This is a genomic window from Desulfobacteraceae bacterium (assembly GCA_022340425.1).
GTDB lineage: Bacteria > Desulfobacterota > Desulfobacteria > Desulfobacterales > JAABRJ01 > JAABRJ01.
In genome coordinates, this window is the sequence record JAJDNY010000100.1 from 1 (window position 1) to 18,271 (window position 18,271).

At 64.4% G+C, this 18,271-nt stretch carries 21 protein-coding genes; 17 read left to right on the plus strand and 4 right to left on the minus strand.

Annotated elements, in window-relative coordinates; genetic code table 11:
* From LJE63_08860 to LJE63_08890, 7 genes are all read left to right on the plus strand, one after another.
* Nucleotides 1-256, plus strand: a 256-nt coding sequence (locus LJE63_08860; GenBank protein MCG6906723.1) for a phosphoribosyl-AMP cyclohydrolase, incomplete at its 5' end; no start/stop codon positions are given.
* Entirely contained in the window at nt 253-1,128 is an 876-nt protein-coding gene (gene hisG, locus LJE63_08865; protein ID MCG6906724.1) for an ATP phosphoribosyltransferase, read from the plus strand. The genes LJE63_08860 and hisG, both read left to right, overlap by 4 nt.
* A complete protein-coding gene (locus tag LJE63_08870; protein MCG6906725.1) occupies nt 1,129-2,286 on the plus strand; it encodes a pyridoxal phosphate-dependent aminotransferase in 1,158 nt (385 codons plus the stop codon).
* Nucleotides 2,287-2,320: 34 nt separating this feature from the next.
* Nucleotides 2,321-2,911, plus strand: a complete 591-nt coding sequence (gene yihA, locus LJE63_08875; protein ID MCG6906726.1) for a ribosome biogenesis GTP-binding protein YihA/YsxC — start codon at nt 2,321-2,323, stop codon at nt 2,909-2,911.
* On the plus strand, nt 2,908-3,816 hold the full coding sequence (era, locus tag LJE63_08880) for a GTPase Era (protein ID MCG6906727.1): 909 nt from the start codon (nt 2,908-2,910) through the stop codon (nt 3,814-3,816). The genes yihA and era overlap by 4 nt, the downstream gene beginning before the upstream one ends.
* Nucleotides 3,816-4,679, plus strand: coding sequence for a glutathione synthase (locus tag LJE63_08885; protein MCG6906728.1), 864 nt, complete (start codon nt 3,816-3,818; stop codon nt 4,677-4,679). Before era ends, LJE63_08885 begins: the two co-directional genes overlap by 1 nt.
* A 16-nt stretch (nt 4,680-4,695) precedes the next feature.
* Complete coding sequence (locus LJE63_08890; GenBank protein ID MCG6906729.1) at nt 4,696-5,001, plus strand: HNH endonuclease; 306 nt, start codon at nt 4,696-4,698, stop codon at nt 4,999-5,001.
* A 48-nt stretch (nt 5,002-5,049) separates the two neighbouring features.
* Here LJE63_08890 and LJE63_08895 read toward each other — a convergent pair whose 3' ends face one another.
* Entirely contained in the window at nt 5,050-5,670 is a 621-nt protein-coding gene (locus LJE63_08895; protein ID MCG6906730.1) for a Smr/MutS family protein, read from the minus strand.
* A 509-nt stretch (nt 5,671-6,179) separates the two neighbouring features.
* Nucleotides 6,180-7,376 carry a GNAT family N-acetyltransferase gene (locus LJE63_08900; GenBank protein ID MCG6906731.1) on the minus strand — a complete coding sequence of 399 codons (1,197 nt, stop codon included), beginning with the start codon at nt 7,374-7,376 and terminating at the stop codon, nt 6,180-6,182.
* Nucleotides 7,377-7,601: 225 nt separating this feature from the next.
* On the opposite strand from LJE63_08900, the gene LJE63_08905 reads away from it, so the two are divergent.
* The 7 genes from LJE63_08905 (at nt 7,602) to LJE63_08935 (ending at nt 14,589) form a co-directional block, all read left to right on the plus strand.
* Entirely contained in the window at nt 7,602-8,663 is a 1,062-nt protein-coding gene (locus LJE63_08905) for a BMP family ABC transporter substrate-binding protein (protein ID MCG6906732.1), read from the plus strand.
* A gap of 82 nt (nt 8,664-8,745) precedes the next feature.
* Nucleotides 8,746-9,807 (plus strand): ABC transporter permease, encoded by a 1,062-nt coding sequence (locus LJE63_08910; GenBank protein MCG6906733.1) that lies wholly within the window; start codon nt 8,746-8,748, stop codon nt 9,805-9,807.
* Entirely contained in the window at nt 9,804-10,724 is a 921-nt protein-coding gene (locus LJE63_08915) for an ABC transporter permease (protein MCG6906734.1), read from the plus strand. The genes LJE63_08910 and LJE63_08915 overlap by 4 nt, the downstream gene beginning before the upstream one ends.
* 36 nt (nt 10,725-10,760) lie before the next feature.
* On the plus strand, nt 10,761-11,252 hold the full coding sequence (gpt, locus tag LJE63_08920) for a xanthine phosphoribosyltransferase (protein ID MCG6906735.1): 492 nt from the start codon (nt 10,761-10,763) through the stop codon (nt 11,250-11,252).
* Entirely contained in the window at nt 11,252-12,769 is a 1,518-nt protein-coding gene (locus tag LJE63_08925) for an ABC transporter ATP-binding protein (GenBank protein MCG6906736.1), read from the plus strand. Before gpt ends, LJE63_08925 begins: the two co-directional genes overlap by 1 nt.
* A gap of 236 nt (nt 12,770-13,005) precedes the next feature.
* Nucleotides 13,006-13,446 (plus strand): OadG family protein, encoded by a 441-nt coding sequence (locus LJE63_08930; protein ID MCG6906737.1) that lies wholly within the window; start codon nt 13,006-13,008, stop codon nt 13,444-13,446.
* A gap of 15 nt (nt 13,447-13,461) precedes the next feature.
* A complete protein-coding gene (locus LJE63_08935) occupies nt 13,462-14,589 on the plus strand; it encodes a sodium ion-translocating decarboxylase subunit beta (GenBank protein ID MCG6906738.1) in 1,128 nt (375 codons plus the stop codon).
* A 190-nt stretch (nt 14,590-14,779) separates the two neighbouring features.
* Here LJE63_08935 and LJE63_08940 read toward each other — a convergent pair whose 3' ends face one another.
* Together LJE63_08940 and LJE63_08945 are read right to left on the minus strand one after the other, a co-directional pair.
* Nucleotides 14,780-15,247, minus strand: coding sequence for a ferritin family protein (locus tag LJE63_08940; GenBank protein MCG6906739.1), 468 nt, complete (start codon nt 15,245-15,247; stop codon nt 14,780-14,782).
* A gap of 98 nt (nt 15,248-15,345) precedes the next feature.
* Nucleotides 15,346-15,780, minus strand: a complete 435-nt coding sequence (locus LJE63_08945; GenBank protein ID MCG6906740.1) for a thioesterase family protein — start codon at nt 15,778-15,780, stop codon at nt 15,346-15,348.
* 403 nt (nt 15,781-16,183) lie between these two features.
* Here LJE63_08945 and LJE63_08950 point away from each other — a divergent pair, with 403 nt between their 5' ends.
* The 3 genes from LJE63_08950 to LJE63_08960 form a co-directional block, all read left to right on the plus strand.
* Nucleotides 16,184-16,522, plus strand: a complete 339-nt coding sequence (locus tag LJE63_08950) for a P-II family nitrogen regulator (protein MCG6906741.1) — start codon at nt 16,184-16,186, stop codon at nt 16,520-16,522.
* 52 nt (nt 16,523-16,574) lie between these two features.
* On the plus strand, nt 16,575-17,996 hold the full coding sequence (locus tag LJE63_08955) for an ammonium transporter (protein ID MCG6906742.1): 1,422 nt from the start codon (nt 16,575-16,577) through the stop codon (nt 17,994-17,996).
* Nucleotides 17,997-18,086: 90 nt separating this feature from the next.
* Nucleotides 18,087-18,271, plus strand: a 185-nt coding sequence (locus tag LJE63_08960; GenBank protein ID MCG6906743.1) for a hypothetical protein, incomplete at its 3' end; no start/stop codon positions are given.

Below are 18,271 nucleotides of genomic sequence, written 5' to 3' on the forward strand. Positions count from 1 at the left end.
CACCGGCAAGGCCACTTACTTCAGCCGCTCGCGCCAATGCCTGTGGGAAAAGGGGGCGACCTCCGGCCACGTTCAGCTGGTCAGGGAAATCCGCCTGGACTGCGACGCGGACACGGTGCTTCTGAAAGTGGAGCAGCTGGGCGGGGCCGCCTGCCACACGGGACACCGCAGCTGCTTTCACAAACGGGTGAACCAGGGCACCCTGGAAACCGTCGGGCAACCGGTCTTCGACCCCAAGGAGGTCTACGGCAAATGAGAACCCCGTTGAAGCTGGGGATTCCCAAGGGGAGTCTGCAGAACGCAACCATCGCACTTTTCAAACGCTCCGGCTGGACCATCAATGTCAACGGCCGCAGCTATTTTCCGGAGATCGACGACGATGCAATCCAATGCGGCATCTGCCGCGCCCAGGAAATGTCGCGCTACGTGGAAAACGGCACCCTGGATGCCGGCCTGACCGGCAAGGACTGGATTGCCGAGAACGCCTCCGACGTCCGGGTGGTCACCGACCTGGTCTACTCCAAGGTCAGCTCCCGGCCCGCCCGCTGGATCCTGGCGGTGGGCTATGACTCGCCGATCCAGAAAATAGAGGACCTGCAGGGCAAGAAAGTTGCCACCGAACTGGTGAACTTCACCAAACGCTATTTTGCCGAACGCCAAATCGACGTTTCGGTGCAGTTTTCCTGGGGGGCGACCGAGGCCAAGGTGGTCTCGGGCCTGGCGGATGCCATCGTCGAGGTCACCGAAACCGGCAGCACCATCAAGGCCCACGGCCTGCGCATCCTGCAGGAACTGATGCAGACCAACACCCAGTTGATCGCCAATCACGACGCCTGGCAAGACCCCGTGAAACGCGAAAAGATCGAGCAAATCGCCCTGCTCCTCAAGGGCGCCCTGCTGGGAGAGAAGCTGGTGGGCCTGAAGATGAACGTCCCCAAGCGCCGTCTGGAAGAGATCGTGGCGATCCTGCCCAGCCTGAACGCCCCGACCGTCGCCCCCCTCTACCAGTCCGACTGGTTTTCGGTGGAAACGGTAGTCAACACCAACGTGATGCGCGACCTGATCCCCGAGCTGCAGAAGCAGGGCGCCGAAGGCATCATCGAGTACCCGTTGAACAAGGTGGTCTGAATGGTTTCCCATCGCATCCGGCAGATGAGCTCCTTCATCGTCATGGACGTTCTGGAGCGCGCCAACGAGATCGCGCGCCAGGGCCACAACGTCATCCATCTGGAGGTCGGCGAACCGGATTTCAACACCCCGGAGTGCGTCAAGCGGGCCGTCTGCCGGGCATTGGACAGCGGCCAGACCCACTACACCCACAGCCTCGGGGTTCCCGAGCTGCGGCAGGCGATCTGCGACTATTACGCCGCGCGCTACCGGGTCACGGTGGACCCCGACCAGGTCATCGTCTCCTCGGGCACCTCACCGGCGATGTTCGCGCTGTTCGCCGCCCTGCTGGACCCGAACGACGAGGTGATCATCTCCGACCCCCACTATGCCTGCTACCCCAACTTCATCACCTTTGTCCAGGGCCGGCCGGTGACCGTGCCGGTCTACGAGGAGGACGGCTTCCAGTTTCGGCCCGAGGCCATCGCCGCCAAACTGAGCCGGCGCACCAAGGCCATCTTCATCAACTCGCCCTCCAACCCCACCGGCAACCTCCTTTCCCGGCGCCGCATGGCGGCGATCGCCGACCTGGCGGGCAGTGACGGCCCCCCCTACGTGGTCTCCGACGAGATCTACCACGGCCTGGTTTACGAAGGAGAGGAGCACTGCATCCTGGAGTTCACCGACAACGCCTTCGTGCTCAACGGCTTTTCCAAAATGTACGCCATGACCGGGCTCCGCCTGGGGTACCTGATCGTGCCCAAGAAATTCGTCCGCCCGATCCAAAAAATCCAGCAGAATTTCTTCATCTCGCCCAACTCGGTGATCCAGCAGGCCGGGATTGCGGCCCTGAAGGAGGCCGGGCCGGATGTGGCGCGGATGAAAGCGATTTACAACGAGCGCCGTCAGTATATCATCCGCCGTCTCAAGGAGCTGGGCTTTGGCCTGACCGTGGCGCCCACCGGCGCCTTTTATGTCTTCGCCAACGCCAAGCATCTCTCCCATGATTCCTTCAAACTCGCCTTCGACATCCTGGAAAAGGCCCATGTCGGGGTCACCCCCGGAATCGACTTCGGGCAAAACGGTGAGGGCTATCTCCGTTTTTCCTATGCCAACTCCATGGAAAACATCGCCGAGGGCATGCAGCGCATCGCGCGCTACATCGCAGCGGCGGGCTGAGGCCGCCGGCCCAGGGCTGTCCCCCCGAGGAGAGATGATCATCACTTCAGCCGAATTCGTCATCAGCGCCGTCGGACCGGCCCAGTACCCGCCCGCGGAGCTGCCCGAGGTGGCCTTTGCCGGGCGCTCCAACGTCGGCAAATCGTCGCTGATCAACACCCTGGTCAACCGCCGGCGTTTGGTGAAAACCAGCGCCACCCCCGGGCGGACCCAGCTGCTCAATTTTTTCCGGGTCAATGCGGCCTGCCACTTCGTGGACCTGCCCGGCTTCGGCTACGCCCGGGCGCCGGCCCACATCCGCAAAAAATGGGGCCCGATGATCGCCCACTACCTGGCCACCCGCGAGACCCTGAAATGCGTCGTTCTCATCATGGACGTGCGGCGCACCCCCGGCCAGGAGGAGAAGGGGCTGATGGCCGACCTCGAGCAGTCCGGAATTCCCCCGGTGCCGGTGCTGACCAAGATCGACAAGCTTTCCAAAACCCGCCGGATCCAGCAGCGCCGGACCGCGGCGCAGGCCCTGGGGGTGGCCCCCGAGGCGCTGACGCTGTTTTCCTCTAAAACCCGCGAGGGGCTGGCGGAGCTGTGGCGCATTCTGGAGGGCTTTATCGAGGCGGCACCGTGAGCACCGCGGAAAACACATCCCACCGCCACCGATCGGGCTTCGTGGGCATCGCCGGCCCGCCCAACGTGGGCAAATCCACCCTGCTGAACAGGATTCTGGGGGAAAAAATATCCATCACCTCGCCCAAGCCCCAGACCACCCGCAACCGGATTCTGGGCATCGCCCACCGGCCCCAGGCCCAGATCATTTTCGTGGACACCCCAGGCGTTCACGGGGCCCGCAAGGCGCTCAACATCCGCATGGTGGAGGCCGCGCTGACGGCCCTGGACGACATGGATGTGGTACTGCTGGTCCTGGATGCGGCCGCCCCCGACCCGGCGGCGGAGCGCCTCCTGGTCAAAAAACTGGGCCAGCTGCGGCGACCGGTGGTCCTGGCGCTCAACAAAACCGATCTGGTGGCCAAACCGGCCCTGCTGGCCCTGATCGCCCGCTGGTCGCAGGCGGTAGCCTTCCAGGCGCTGGTGCCGGTTTCAGCCAAGACCGGGGACCAGCTGCCGGCCCTGCTGGAAGCCCTGGAAGCCTGCCTGCCCGAGGGCCCGCCGCTTTTCCCGGCCGATGCGATCACCGACCTGCCCGAGCGGTTCATCGCCGCCGAGATGATCCGGGAGAAGGTGTTTCGCTTTACGGGCCAGGAAATCCCTTACAGCACCGCCGTCACCATCGAGCACTTCGCCGAGGAGACCCGGCCGGCGCTGGTCAAAATCTTCGCCACGATCCATGTCGAGCGCGACTCCCAGAAGGGCGTCGTGATCGGCAAGGGTGGCGCCAAGCTGCAGCAGATCGGCACCGCGGCGCGCAGCGAAATCCAACGCATGCTCGGCGCCCGGGTTTATCTCAAGCTGCTGGTGCGCGTACAGAAAAACTGGAGCCAGGACAGCCGGGCGCTGCGCCGATTCGGGTACTGATGATCGTTTCCTTTCACCCGCTGCTGGCCGGCGACTGCAACCTGCTGTGCGCCGGGCGGGACCCCGGGGAGCGGGAGCGCCGCGCCGTTCAGCGCGCCGCGGCGGTGATCCTGCCCCAGGGCTGCCGCCAGGGGCTCTACGAAATGGCCCGGACCCACTGCGCCAACGTCTTTCCGGACTACGAGGCGCGCTTCCGATTTCCGGGCAAAATCGGACAGACCCGTCTCTTTCGGCATCTCGGAACCCCCCGGCCGCGCAGCGTGGCCTTCGAAAACCTCGCGGCCCTGCAGCGGGCCGCACCGGATCTGGATTTCGGGAAATGGTTCCGGCTGCCGTTTGTTTTCAAGTTCGACTGGGGGGGGGAGGGCCGTACGGTCTACCGGGTGGACTCGGCGGCCCAATTCCAGGCGCTGCTGGCCCTGGCCGAGGAATTCGAGCAAACCGGCCAGCACGGATTTCTGCTCCAGGAACATGTGGCCTGCGGCGGCCGGTCCCTGCGGGTGGTCATCATCGGCCATCAGGCGGTAGCCTACTGGCGGGTTCAACCGGCGGCCGACAGGTTCGGGGCCAACCTGGCCCAGGGGGCCGTGATCGACCGGACGGCCGACACCCATCTGCGGCAGGCCGGGATCGCGGCCGCCAGAGAGTTCTGCCGCCGCAGCGGGGTCAACCTGGCCGGGATCGACCTGCTCTTCCCAACCGACACGGCCCAGCCGACCCCGCTTTTCCTTGAAATCAACTACTTCTTCGGCCGCAGCGGTCTGGGCGGGTCGAACGCCTACTACGGCCTCCTGGAAAAAGCGGTCCACCGCTGGCTGCAGGACCAGGGCCTGCGCCCAAGCGACCGGGACGACGTGCGGTAAAGGAGGATGCCCGCCGATGAAGCCTTACGCCTATGACCTGGCCGAAGAGGACATCCGCCGCGAGCGCGCCAAGGCCCGCGAACTGCGCCACTCCCAGTGGTGGAAGCGGCGCCTTGCCAAGGGGGTCTGCCACTACTGCCGGAGACCAACCCCGGCCCGGGAACTGACCATGGACCATATCGTGCCCCTGGCCCGCGGCGGCAGGACCACCAAGGGCAACGTGGTGCCGTGCTGCAAGGCCTGCAACAGCCGCAAAAAGCAGCTGCTGCCCATGGAATGGGAGGCCTACCTCGGCGCCCTGCAGCCCCCCGGGGATAAATAGCGGACCCCGGCGGCCGAAGGTTTTTGTTTTAAGCTGCCGCGGCCCCGTTCAGAGATAAACGATCAGCGCGCCGCTTTTGGACTTCTTGTGCTTTTCCCATTGAAAGCTCAGCACCTTTCCCCGCCGTTTCAATTCGGCCAGTTTTTCGGCGACCGCATCGGGCAGCACCGCCCGCCCCTGGGAATGCAGCCCCTTACCGACGATGATGCGCACCGTGACCAGGCCCGCGCCAAGCGCCCCGTGCACGAAGGCCTCGGTGCGCTGCTGGGCTTGAAGTGCGCTGCAGCCGTGCAGATCCAGCTGCCTCTGGGGCGGGGGGTGGGCCTTGATCTGCTGGCGAATGCTCATTCTTTGGGCGCCGCGGCGCTCCTGCCGGATTTTTTCCTCCAGCAGCTGCTGCAGATCGCGCTCGCCCAGGGAGCGCTGCACCAGGCGCGCGAAAGGCGGCGCGGCCGGCGAGGTGCGGGATCCGGCGGGCGCCGCCGGATCCGTTTGGACCCCAAAAAGGGTTTCCAGATCAGCCTCGGGGGCCAGGAGCGGCAGGCCGTGGCGGTCTCGCCGGGGGGGCGCGGAGCCTTTCGGGCGGTTCTTCCCGGTACTGGCCGGGGCTGCGCTTGGGGCGGGCGGGCGGCGCGCTTCGACCCGCTGGCGCCGCATGCCGTTCGACACCCCCCGGCCGCCGTTTTCTCGGCTGAAAAGAAGTGCGAGGTCCTCGTCTTCTTTCAGAACCGGCAGGCCGTGGCGGTTGACCGGGGGGGATGGCGGCTGGGAACGCGGCGTTTTGGGGGCCGCCGCGGGCGGCGCCCCGCGAGCCTTGACCGAAGGGCCTGAATCGCCGTTCGCAAAGGGCCGAAGGGCCCCGTCGGGGGCTGGCGGGGCGGGCCGGGCCGGTTTGTGCGCCGCGGCCGGCGCCCCGGGGCCGCCAGCGGGGGGCGCCGTGCTACCCGCGGCGGCCCCGTCGGCCGGCCGCGGGCGCTGTAGGCGGCGCCAGAGCTTTTTCAACTCCTTAAACATGATGAACCGCTAAAAAGTCAAAAACCAGACGGTTTCAAAAAAAGTTCAAGCCTAAGACGCGCAATTCTCAGTGGCGTGAGGCGTACACCTGTATGCCGCAGCGACTTCGAGATGCAGCGCAACGCAGAGATTGGGTTTTTTGCGGAACCGTCAAACATCATCCGTTATCCGGTTTGGTCCGCCGCCGCCCGCTCGGCAAAGGGCAGCGCGGCGTTCAGGGCTTCGATGTAGTCCTGCTCGGCGGCGTTGATGCGCGCGATATTGGTGTGCAGGATGTGCGCCATGACGGGATCGTAGAAGCGGTGCAGACTGGTGTTGCAAAGTGAGCGAAAGCCGCGCCGAATCTTGTGGCTTCCGCCCATCCCGGGGTCGTAATAGCGAATCCCGTTCTGGATCGCCCAGGCGATCGGCTCGTAGTAGCAAAGGTTGAAATGCAGCGCCGGAATCCGGCGCAAACAGCCCCAGTAGCGCCCGTAGAGGCGCTCGCCTTTTCTCAGCAGAAGCGAGAGGGCCAGCGGTTCGCTGGGGCTGCGGCGGTCGTAGGCCGCCATGAAGACCAGCCGATGGCGGAAATCCTCGCCGAGACCCTCGAAGAAGGCCGGCAGCAGGTACTTGCAGCCCCAGATGCCGAAGCGGTCATTGGTGCGGGCATAGAGCCTGTACATCAGGGGGAAAAAAGCCTCCGGGGCATCCCGCCCGGCCACCGCCCGCAGGACGATCCCCTCCTCTGCGAGGCTCCGGCGTTCCCGTCGGATATTGCGCCGCTGATTGCTGTTGAACTCCCCCAGGTAGTCCTCGAAAGTCGCAAAGCCGTTATTTTCCCAGCGGAACCCCTGATGCCGCCAGCCGACGAACCCGGCCCGCTCGGCGGCCGGCCGCCACCCCGGGTCCGCGAAGAGGAAGCTGCAGCCGGCGATCCGGTGGCGGGCGCAGTAGCCATCGATGGCATCGATCATGACGCCGGTCAGCCCCTCGACGGACTCGCCGGCGGCCGTCAGGAACCGGTAGCCCTCGGTGGGGGTCACCGGACTCATGCCCACCAGTTTAGGGTAATAGGCCACCCCGATGCGCGCCGCCACCTGGACCCAGGGGTGGTCAAAGACAAATTCCCCCTCGCTGTGGCGCTTGAGATAGAGGGGCGCGGCGGCCACCAACCGCTCGCCCGACCAGACCGTCAAATGCCGGGGCTGCCAGCCGGTGGCGGGGGCGATGCTGCCGGATGCCTCCATCCGGTGGAGCCATTCCCACTCCAGAATCGGCGCGGCCAGCGGCAGTGCCAGGCGGTTCCAGGCCTCCCGGTCGATATCGGCCATCCGCTCGACCCAGCGGATGGTATGGGGTGTTGAAGGGCTGGCGCTCATCTGAACCTCACTCGGCCGGCTGCCCCCGACCGACACGGCGGCTAACGCCGCCGTGCAATCTGATAAGGTATCGGCAAACATTCACTAGATAATTCCTCGCCGGCGCCTTGTCACGCCGGATCCCCGGGCCTTGGTGTTTTTGATTGACACCAAGCCCTTTTTTCCGATACGTCTCAAGCCGCTATTTTCAGAGATTTCAATCACCCCAGGGATGGAGGACGAAACATGCGCAGGTGGCTTCTCATTTTGCTGATCTTGGCGCTCGGGACGGCCGGCACGCTGTCGGCGGCTGAAAAAGAGCTCAAGGTGGGGTTTGTCTACGTTTCCCCCATTGGGGATGCGGGCTGGTCCTATGCCCATGACCTCGGCCGGCAGCACATCGCCGCCCTTCCGGGGGTTCAGACCTCCTACGTGGAGGCGGTGCCCGAAGGGGCCGATGCCGAACGCGTGATCCTCAACATGGCCCGCAAAAACTTCGACATCATCTTCGCCACCAGTTTCGGTTATATGGATCCGATGCTGAAGGTCGCCCAGCAGTTTCCCGACACCGTCTTCATGCACTGCTCGGGGTTCAAACGCCACCAGAACATGGGCAACTATTTCGGCCGCATGTACCAGGCCCGCTACCTCTCGGGGATGGTGGCCGGCGCCATGACCCGGAAGAAAATCCTGGGCTATGTGGCCGCCTTTCCGATTCCGGAAGTCATCCGCGGCATCAACGCCTTTACCCTGGGCGCCCAGGCGGTCAACCCCGAAGTTCAGGTGCGGGTGGTTTGGACCAAGACCTGGTATGACCCGGCCACCGAAAAGGAGGCCGCCAAAAGCCTGCTGGACGTGGGCGCCGACGTCATCGCCCAGCACCAGGATTCCCCCGGCCCCCAGGAGGCGGCCCAGGAAGCGGGGGTCTACTCCATCGGCTACAATTCCGACATGAGCCAATTCGCGCCCAAGGCCCACCTGGTGGCGCCGGTATGGAACTGGGGGCCCTTTTACGAGGAAATCGTCAATGCGGTCCGGGACGGTAGCTGGACCAGCCAGTCTCACTGGTACGGCATGGATAAAGGGATGGTGGCCCTGTCGCCCATGACCGAGCTGGTTCCCCAGGCGGTGCAGGACATGGTGCGCGCCAAAAAGGACGCCATCACGGCCGGAACGGCCAAGGTCTTTACCGGGCCGATCAGCGACCAGTCCGGCAAGGTGCGGATCCCTGCCGGCGAGAGCGCCACCGATGAAGCCCTGCTGGGCATGGACTGGTTTGTTCAGGGAGTGGTGGGCACCACCGAATAGCCATCGGCCGGGCACCTGCCTGCAGTGCCGCAAACAGCCGCAGGCGGCCGAGGCAAGCAGCGCGCATGCGGGATAACCCAAGATGAGGGTACAGGTGACCAAACGGCAGGAGCCCCTGGGCTGGGGCTCCTGTTTTATTTTTCTGGGGGCTCTGGCCTTTTCCCTGGCCGTCAGCGCGGCCCTGCTGGGACTGCAGGGCAAACCGCCGGTCACCGGGATCCGGCTGCTGTTCGCGGGGGCCTTCGGTTCGCCCTGGGCCCTGGAGGACTGTCTTCTCAAAGCTGTGCCGATTTTTCTCTGCGCTCTGGGCGTGGCGGTGGCCTTTCGCCTCCAGATCTGGAACCTGGGGGCCGAGGGCCAGTTTGCGCTGGGCGCCATCGGCGCCAGTTGGGTGGCTTTGAGCTTCCCGACGCTTCCGGGCCGCTATCTCCTGCCGCTGATGTTTCTGGCGGCCGCGCTGGCCGGAGGGCTCTGGGGACTGATTCCGGCGGTCCTCAAGCTGGGTCTGCGGGTCAACGAAATCATCGTGACCCTGATGCTCAACTACATCGGAATCCTGATCCTGGAGTACAAGGTTTACGGCGCCTGGAAAGACCCGGGCAGCTTCGGGTTTCCCATGACGCCCGAATTCCCGGCCGCCGCCATCGTGGGCAGCATCGGCGCCACCCGCCTCAACTGGGGGCTGCTGGTGTGTCTGGCGGCCGGCGCGGCGATCGCCCTCTTTTTGGACCACACCCGTCTGGGCTACGAGTTGAAAGCCAGCGGTGAGAATATCCGCGCCGCCCGCTATGCGCGCCTGCCCTACGAGCGCCTGGTGCTCATGGTGATGGCCCTCAGCGGCGCCCTGGCCGGCTGGGCCGGCTGCCTGGAGGCCTCGGGTTCGCTGCACCGCCTGCAGCCGACCATCATGGTCGGCTATGGCTACACGGCCATCGTGGTGGCCTGGCTGGCACGGCTCCATCCCCTCAAGATCGCCATTGCCGCCCTGCTGCTGGCCGGACTGCGGGTGGGGGTCGAAAACCTCCACTTGGACCTTCAGGTCCCGGCTGCTTTCGGGCAGATCATGGAGGGCTTGATCCTGCTGACGGTCCTGGCCGGCAACTTCTTCAAGGACTACCGGCTGCGCTGGCGGGAGGCCGGATGACCGCTGAGATCGTCATCGCGCTGCTGGCGGCGGCGGTCCAATCCGGCACGCCGATTCTCTACGCCACCCTGGGGGAGATTTTCAGCGAGCGCTCGGGGGTCCTCAATTTGGGGGTCGAGGGGATCATGCTGATCGGCGCCCTGGCCGGGTTCATCACGGCCAAGGCGACCGGGGCGCCCCTTTACGGTTTCCTGGCAGGGGGGGTTTGCGGGGCCCTGCTGGCGGCCGTACACGGCCTGGTCTGCCTGTTCTTCCAGGGCAACCAGGTGGTTTCGGGGCTGGCGCTGACCATTCTGGGGACCGGGCTTTCCAGCTTCTGGGGGACGCCCTTCATCGGCCAGCGCACCGTGGGCTTCGCCAAGCTGCCGCTGCCGCTGTTGTCTGAAATTCCACTGCTGGGGGACATTTTTTTCCGGCACGACCCCCTGATCTACCTCTCCTACCTGCTGGCGCCCCTGATGTGGGCCTTTCTGCGCTATACCCGCTGGGGCCTGGGGCTGCGCGCGGTGGGCGAACACCCCGAGGCCGCCGCCGCGGCAGGACTCCGGGTGCTGGCCTACCGCTGGGCCGGAGTGCTGGGGGGCGGGGTGCTGATGGGCTTCGGCGGGGCGTACCTCTCGCTGGCCTACACCCACCTGTGGACCAACGGGCTTTCGGCCGGCAGGGGCTGGATTGCCGTCGCCCTGGTGATATTCACCTTCTGGCGCCCCGGCCGGGCAATTTTGGGGGCCTATCTCTTCGGCGGGGTGATGGCCTTCCAGCTGCGGCTGCAGGCCATGGGCACGACCCTGCCTTCCTCCCTGCTGCTGATGCTGCCCTATGGGCTGACCATCGCGGTCCTGGTCTTCTCCTCATGGCGCGGCCGGGGCACGGAAGCGCCCGCCGCGCTGGGAATCAACATCGAGCCCCGGGAATAGCCCCCAGTGGGCGCCCGGTTTTCAGGAGGCGCACCAATGTCTCAAAACGGACGCTACCGGCGAACCTTCCCCATCTCCTGGGAACAGCTCCACCGCGACTCCAGGGCCCTGGCCTGGCGGCTGCTGGACATGGACTTCTTCAACGGCATCATCGCCGTCACCCGCGGCGGGCTGGTGCCCGCGGCGATCATCGCCCGCGAACTGGACATCCGCCTGGTGGACACCGTCTGCGTGGCCAGCTACACCTGGCAGGAGCAGCAGGGCGAGATCGAAATGCTCAAGGGGGTGGACGGCGACGGCGCGGGCAAGTTGATCGTCGATGATCTCGTGGATACCGGCCGCACCGCCAAAATTGTCCGTGACATGCTGCCCAGGGCCCACTTCGCGACGGTCTATGCCAAACCGGCCGGCCGCCCGCTGGTGGACACCTTCGTCACCGAAGTCAGCCAGGACACCTGGATTCTCTTTCCCTGGGACTCCGAATCCCAGTTCGTGCAGCCCATCGCCGAACGGCGTCAGGTGACCTGATGACCGCCGACCCGCCCCCCATGATCCGCCTGGAGGGGATTTCCAAGTCTTTTGGCACGGTGCAGGCCAACCGCGACATCACCCTGGACATCCACGGCGGCCGCGTCAAGGCCCTGCTGGGGGAAAACGGTGCCGGCAAAAGCACGCTGATGAGCATCCTTGCCGGACGCTACCAGCCCGATCGGGGGCTGATCCGGTTGGACGGTCGGGAGGTGCGCTTCAACAGCGCCAAAGACGCCATCCGCGCCGGGATCGGGATGGTCTATCAGCATTTCATGCTGGTGCCGGCGATGACCGTGGCCGAAAATGTCTTCCTGGGCCAGGCCCGCGGCTTCTGGCACGCCCCCAACGCCCTGGCGGCCCGCGTGCAGGCATTGGCAGCGCGTTTCGGCCTGGAAATCGACCCGTCCGCCCGGGTAGCCGACCTCTCCATGGGCGAAAAACAGCGGGTGGAAATCCTGAAGCTCCTGCAGCGCCAAAGCCGGGTCCTGATTTTTGACGAACCCACCGCCGTCTTGACTCCGCGCGAAACCGACCAGCTCTTCGCGGCCCTGCGCCAGATGACACGCCAGCAGAAGGCCATCGTTTTTATCAGCCACAAGTTGAACGAGGTGATGGCGGTGGCCGATGAGATCGCCATCCTGCGCAAGGGGCGGGTCGTGGATGAAATCCCTGCGGCAACTGTTTCATCGCGCGCCGAACTCGCCACCCGGATGGTGGGCCGCGAGGTGCTGCTGGAGGTCGCGCGCCCCGAGGTAGCACACCGTCAGGTGGTGCTCCGGGTGGCGGGGCTTTGCGGACGGAACCTGAAAAACATCGACTTCAGCCTGCGCCAGGGGGAGATTCTGGGGGTCGTCGGGGTGGCCGGAAACGGCCAGAAGCCGCTGGTGGAAACCCTCTGCGGCCTTTTGCGACCCCAACAGGGGAGGGTGCGGATTCTCGGCCGGTCCTGGGAGGATTTCTTTGCGCGCCACGACTGGGCCGGCGCCCTGAGCTATATACCCGAGGACCGCCAGGGCCTGGCCACCTGCCGCAACCTGAATCTGGTGGACAACTTCCTGCTGACCACCCGCAAGGGGTTCAGCCGCGGCCCGTGGCTGCAGAAAGACCGGGCGGCGCGTAAACTCTCCGGGCTGGTGCGGGATTTCGGCATCCAGCCGCCCAATGTCGCCGCCCTGGCCCGGCAGCTGTCCGGCGGCAATCTGCAGAAAATGGTCCTGGCCCGGGAATTTTTCCGCCGGCCGCGCCTGATCATCGCCGAGCAACCCACCCAGGGGCTGGATATCGCCGCCATCGAGGAGGTTTGGCTGCTACTGCTCAAGGCCCGCGAAAAAGCCGGGGTCCTCCTGGTGACCGGCGATCTGGCCGAAGCCCTGGCCCTTTCGGACCGCATCGCCGTCATGTTCGACGGCCGCATCATGGACATCTTTGCGCCATCGGACGGCCCCCGCCTGGCCCAGATCGGCCTGTTGATGGCCGGCATCCAGCCGCCGCCCCCATCTGCGCCGGCCCCTTGAGACCCCCTCGCCCGTCCAGGCGCTGCGCCCGGTGCTGCGCCATTGGACAAGACCCGTGGAAGTCCGCCCGAGTGTCCCCCGAAACCCGACCGCGGGGTGCCGGGACCGGTCTTTCCGTGATCAATTCATGACTTGATCCGCGGGGGTAAGGAATGCTATAAGTCAAAACCTTTCTTCCTTGGCTGCTTGGCAGCGTTTTTTGGTCACCCCCTCACAGTTATCAAAGGAGGTGTCACGTGTTCGGCTTGAACGCAATATCGGCGCATAACGGCTGGACCATGGCGGTGGTCGGGGCCGCGATCGTCTTCTCAGGGCTGATGGTTCTCTCCTTTGTGATCTCCCAAATCCACAAACTGCTGACTTTTTGGGATAACAAAAACAGGTATTTCAACAACGGGGCGGAGAAAAAAGCCCCGCCCCCCCAGGCCCCCGCCCAAACGCCCCCAGCGCCGGTCCTTTGCCCTTCCGACCTGCCGGCCATGGCCATTCTCTACCGACCGCTGGTGGAAAGCCTGGAGACGCCTTTTCAACTCACCGATCTCTACACCCTGGCCCAGGAGCACGATTTCCCCCACCCCCATCTGACCCTTACCTGCTTTCGCCAGGCCAACTTCCTGATACCCCAGGGAAACGGTTATTTCACCTGGAATGAGCCTGAGGAGAACCCGACAGATTAGGATTGAAGGATCACCATGGACCTGTTTCTTTCGTTTATAGCCAACACGGGATATCTGCTCGCCGACTACCGCCATCTGATCATGATCGTGGTCGGTTCGATCTTCGTTTACCTGGGGGTCGCCAAAAAATATGAGCCCCTGCTGCTGGTGCCCATCGGGTTCGGCATCCTGGTGGGCAACGTGCCTTTCTTTAAGGGTTTCGGCATCGGCATCTACGAAGACAACAGCGTGCTCCACTACCTGTACTTCGGCGTCACCACCGGGCTTTACCCGTCGATCGTTTTTCTGGGCCTGGGGGCCATGACCGATTTCGGCTCCCTGCTGGCCCGACCGGTCCTGATGATGCTCGGCGCGGCCGCTCAGATGGGGATCTTTTTCACCCTGCTGAGTGCCCTGGCCCTGGGCTTTCTGCCCGAAGAGGCGGCCTCGATCGCCATCATCGGGGGCGCGGACGGCCCGACCTCGATCTTCTTGACCGCCAAGCTGGCGCCGCATCTGATCGGCCCGATCGCCATCGCCGCCTATTCCTACATGGCCCTCATCCCGGTGATCCAACCGCCCATCATGCGGCTGCTGACAACCCGCGAGGAGCGCCGCATCCGGATGCCCGATATGCGCGAAGTCTCCAAGCGCGAAAAGCTGATCTTTCCGGTGGTCGGCGTTCTGCTGTGCTGTTTTCTGGCGCCCACCGCGCTGCCGCTGCTGGGCATGCTCTTTTTCGGCAATTTCCTCAAGGAGTGCGGCGTCACCGATCGCCTGGCGCACACCGCCCGCACCGCGATCATCGACACGGCCACCATTCTGCTGGGGCTCACCGTGGGCTGCAGCACCCAGGGGGATGTTTTCCTGACCGCCAAATCGGTGGGCATCTTCATTCTGGGCTCCATCGCCTTCAGCATCGCCACGGCCTCGGGGATCATCTTCGCCAAAATCATGAACCTGTTTCTGAAGGTCAAGATCAACCCGCTGCTGGGGGCCGCCGGGGTGTCGGCGGTTCCGGGCTCCGCCCGCGAGGTGCACCTCATGGGGCAGCACGCCGACCCCACCAACTACCTGCTGATGGACGCCATGGCCTGCAACTCCTCGGGGGTCATCGGCTCCGCCATCTGCGCCGGCATCCTGTGGAGCTTCATGTTGGTCTAATCAGGCGTGAGCGATCCGGCGGGCCCTGGCAAAACCGCCAACAGCTACTCCCGGGTTCCAGAGCTGCCACAGATTTCACAGGTCAGGCCGGATTGTGGCGAAACACCATCGATGGCGGCGGGTGATGTTCAGAAGGGGGAAGGGCCGGCGCTTGCCGGCCCTTTCAGTGTAGGGCTCCCGGGCAGGGGGCTCAGCCGCCCGAGGTCTGGGGAAAGGCTGCATTGGCGTAGAGGTATTCCATTTTCTCCTTGTGCTTGAGCTCCTCGTTGGCCATCTTGAACAGCATGTCCTGTGTGCCGCCGGGTGGGTGCAGTTTGGCCAGTTCGGTGTAGAACTGGTTGGAGCGAAGCTCCCGGTGAGCGGCCACCAGAAACACCTCCGCACTGTCGAGATTCTCCTTGACCTCGGGCTCCTCCTGGTATTCCGCGATCTTGTAGAAGACCACGTCACTCATCCGCATGGCATCCGCAGCGAAATCCCCGTCCCGGTATTGAACCAGGAACGCCTTGTGCTTCTTTTCCTCATTGGCCACGAAGGCAATCGTGTCGCGGGTGGCTTCGTCCCGAACCTTGGCATGAATCCCCATGTAAAAATCGTAGGCTTCTTCCTCACGCTTGATGGCCGTTGCGATCAGGCCTGCGAGTCTCTCGTCCTGCATAGCGTTCACCTCCCGAAGTGGTGCCTCCGGCAACCGGACGTCGACCCGGAACGGTCTGTGAGTCGCCGGATAGCGGCAGTCGAAGAATAGATCCGATCCTACTTGGTTTCAAGGTTGCCGGCCGCCTTGGCGGCCACCTGGCGCTTGAATTTCTCGGCATCGATCACGAACCGCTGGTGGACCCCTTCGGAAATGGCGTCCACCCCGTCATCAGCCTGCAGATGGAAGGTGAGCCGACGGCCTTCGACTTTCTCCAGCCGCCCCTTGACCGTGACGGTGAAACCCGGCGGGGTAGCAGCGGTGTGGCTCACGTCGACATGCACCCCCACGGTCTGCTCGCGGGGCCAGTCGATGTGGGGGTTGATCGCCTGAATGCAGGCAAACTCGAAAAGCCCCACCATATACCCCGTGGCGAACACCTTGGGCATGACCTGGCCTTCCGGAATTTCAGGGTAAAGGTAGGGGACCGTCTTGTTTTCGGGCACCTTGAACCGGAACTCGAAGCTCAGCCCGGGTTTCAGCGAATCTTTCATGGCACGCCTCCCTGATAGCCGCTCTGAAAGCCGCCAGTGACTGGCAGCCCATAAGAGGCCCCGCCGCCGGTTGCCCAAGCGGGGACCGGTTGCCAGTATTTCCAAATCGCCCGCACTTGTCAATCCAAATTCTGCGCGCGCCGCCCCGGGTCCGGGGCCAACAGCGAAAGGCGAGACCTCCGCCGACTTAATTTACAAAATTGTATGAACATGGTTGAGAGAAAACAATTTTGTAATTTTTTATTTTCCGAGAGTGAATCCGAATTTTTAAAAATAAATACAATTACAGCTGGTTATAACGGAACTTCGGCGCGGTTGCGGCCATGGCACACCCCTTGCTGAGTGGTACCCGAAACCCTTCGCGCCACGGCAACCAACCGGTCATCCATTAGAGGAGGCACCCATGAAAAAGATTGAGGCGGTCATCAAGCCGTTTAAACTGGACGAGGTCAAGGACGCGCTCAACAAGCTGGGCATCAAGGGCATGATGATCAGCGAGATCAAAGGCTTCGGCCGCCAGCGGGGCCACAAGGAAATTTACCGCGGTGCCGAGTACCAGGTGGATTTCGTCCCCAAGATCAAAATCGGGGTGGTGGCCGATGACGACATGACCGACCGGATCATTGCCGGCATAAAAGACGCCGCCTTCACCGGCAAGATCGGCGACGGCAAGATTTTTGTCTACCCCGTGGAACAGGCCATTCGCATCCGGACCGGAGAGTCTGGAAATGAAGCGTTATAGAATCCTGGCAGCGACAGCCGCAAATTTTTTACCCCCCGAGAGGAGAACCCAAATGAAAAAACGTCTGATCATGTTGATCCCGATTTTACTGACCGTGTTGAGCGCGGCCGTTTTGTGGGCCGCAGACGAGGCCCCGACGCCGGAATCCAACCGAAACGCCATCGACCTGGTCCAGAGCCACGCCGACTACGTCTGGACCCTGGTGGCCGCCGCCCTCGTCTTTTTCATGCAGGCCGGCTTTGCCATGGTGGAAGTCGGTTTCACGCGCGCCAAGAACGCCATCAACATCCTGATGAAAAACCTGATGGACTTTTCCATCGGCTCGCTGGCCTTCTGGGCCGTGGGCTTCGGCCTGATGTTCGGGGTCTCCAAATCCGGCTGGCTGGGCACATCGGGCTTTTTCCTGAGCGATTTCACCCCGGAGGGCGACCCCTGGGTGCTGGCCTTCTGGATGTTCCAGGTGGTCTTCGCCGCCACGGCCGCCACCATCGTCTCGGGGGCCATGGCCGAACGCACCAAGTTCACCGGTTACCTCTGCTACAGCGTCGTGGTCTGCGGCCTGATCTACCCGATTTTCGGCAGCTGGGCCTGGGGCGGGCTGTTCAACGGCGGCGGCTGGCTGGAAGGTCTGGGGTTCATCGACTTCGCCGGCTCCACGGTGGTCCACTCGGTGGGCGGCTGGGCGGCCCTGGCCGGGGCCATCGTCCTCGGGCCGCGGCTGGGCAAATACGCCAAGGACGGCAGCATCCGGCCGATCCCGGGCCACAACATGCCGCTCGCGGCCCTGGGCGTCTTCATCCTGTGGCTGGGGTGGTTCGGCTTCAACCCGGGCTCCACCACCGCCGCCAACAAAGACATCGCCATGATTTTCGTCAACACCAACCTCGCCGCGGCCACCGGTGCGGTCTGCGCGATGCTGATCTCCTGGCTCAAGTTCGGCAAGCCGGAAGTCAGCATGAGTTTAAACGGCGCCCTGGCCGGGCTGGTGGCCATCACCGCCCCCTGCGCGAATGTCTCCCCCACCAGTTCGGTGCTCATCGGCGCGGTGGCCGGCGTGCTGGTGGTTTTCTCGGTGCTGTTCTTCGACCGCATTAAAATCGACGACCCCGTCGGCGCGGTATCAGTCCACGGCGTCAACGGCGCCTGGGGCACCCTGGCCGCGGGCCTCTTCAACACCGGCGGCACCTCGGCCGCCATCATCGGCGTTCAGCTGCTGGGCATCGTGGCCTGCTTTGTGTGGACCTTTGCCACCGCCTTCACCATGTTCAAGCTGATCGACAAGACCGTCGGGCTGCGGGTATCGCCCGAAGAGGAGTTGGAGGGTCTGGATTACAGCGAGCACGGCGGCAATGCCTACCCCGATTTCGAGGTGCTCTCCCCCCACGGGGCGGGCGTGGCCGGCGGCGTCTTCGGCGGCCCGGGAGCGGTACCGGCGATGAGCCACGGCATGCGCCATTCCACCGAGAACGCCTGAGCGGCCATCGCGCGCATTCAGGGGCAGGAGGGGCCACCCCCAGTGCATACTTTACCGGCGTTCAATTCCATTCCTCCTGATTGAGGGCCGGTGAAAGCCGCACCCGCCGCCTGCCCCCCCGCAGCGGCCCGCAAACAAGGGCGTTTTCGGGCCGCTGCGGCCAACAGGCGCCGCCTCTGGGCCGGGACAACGGGGTCCCGGCCCGGGGACGGCCGCCGCACCCCCCAGGCAGCGATCGCCGGCAGGGAAGCGACCACCGACCTGGGCACCTCTCG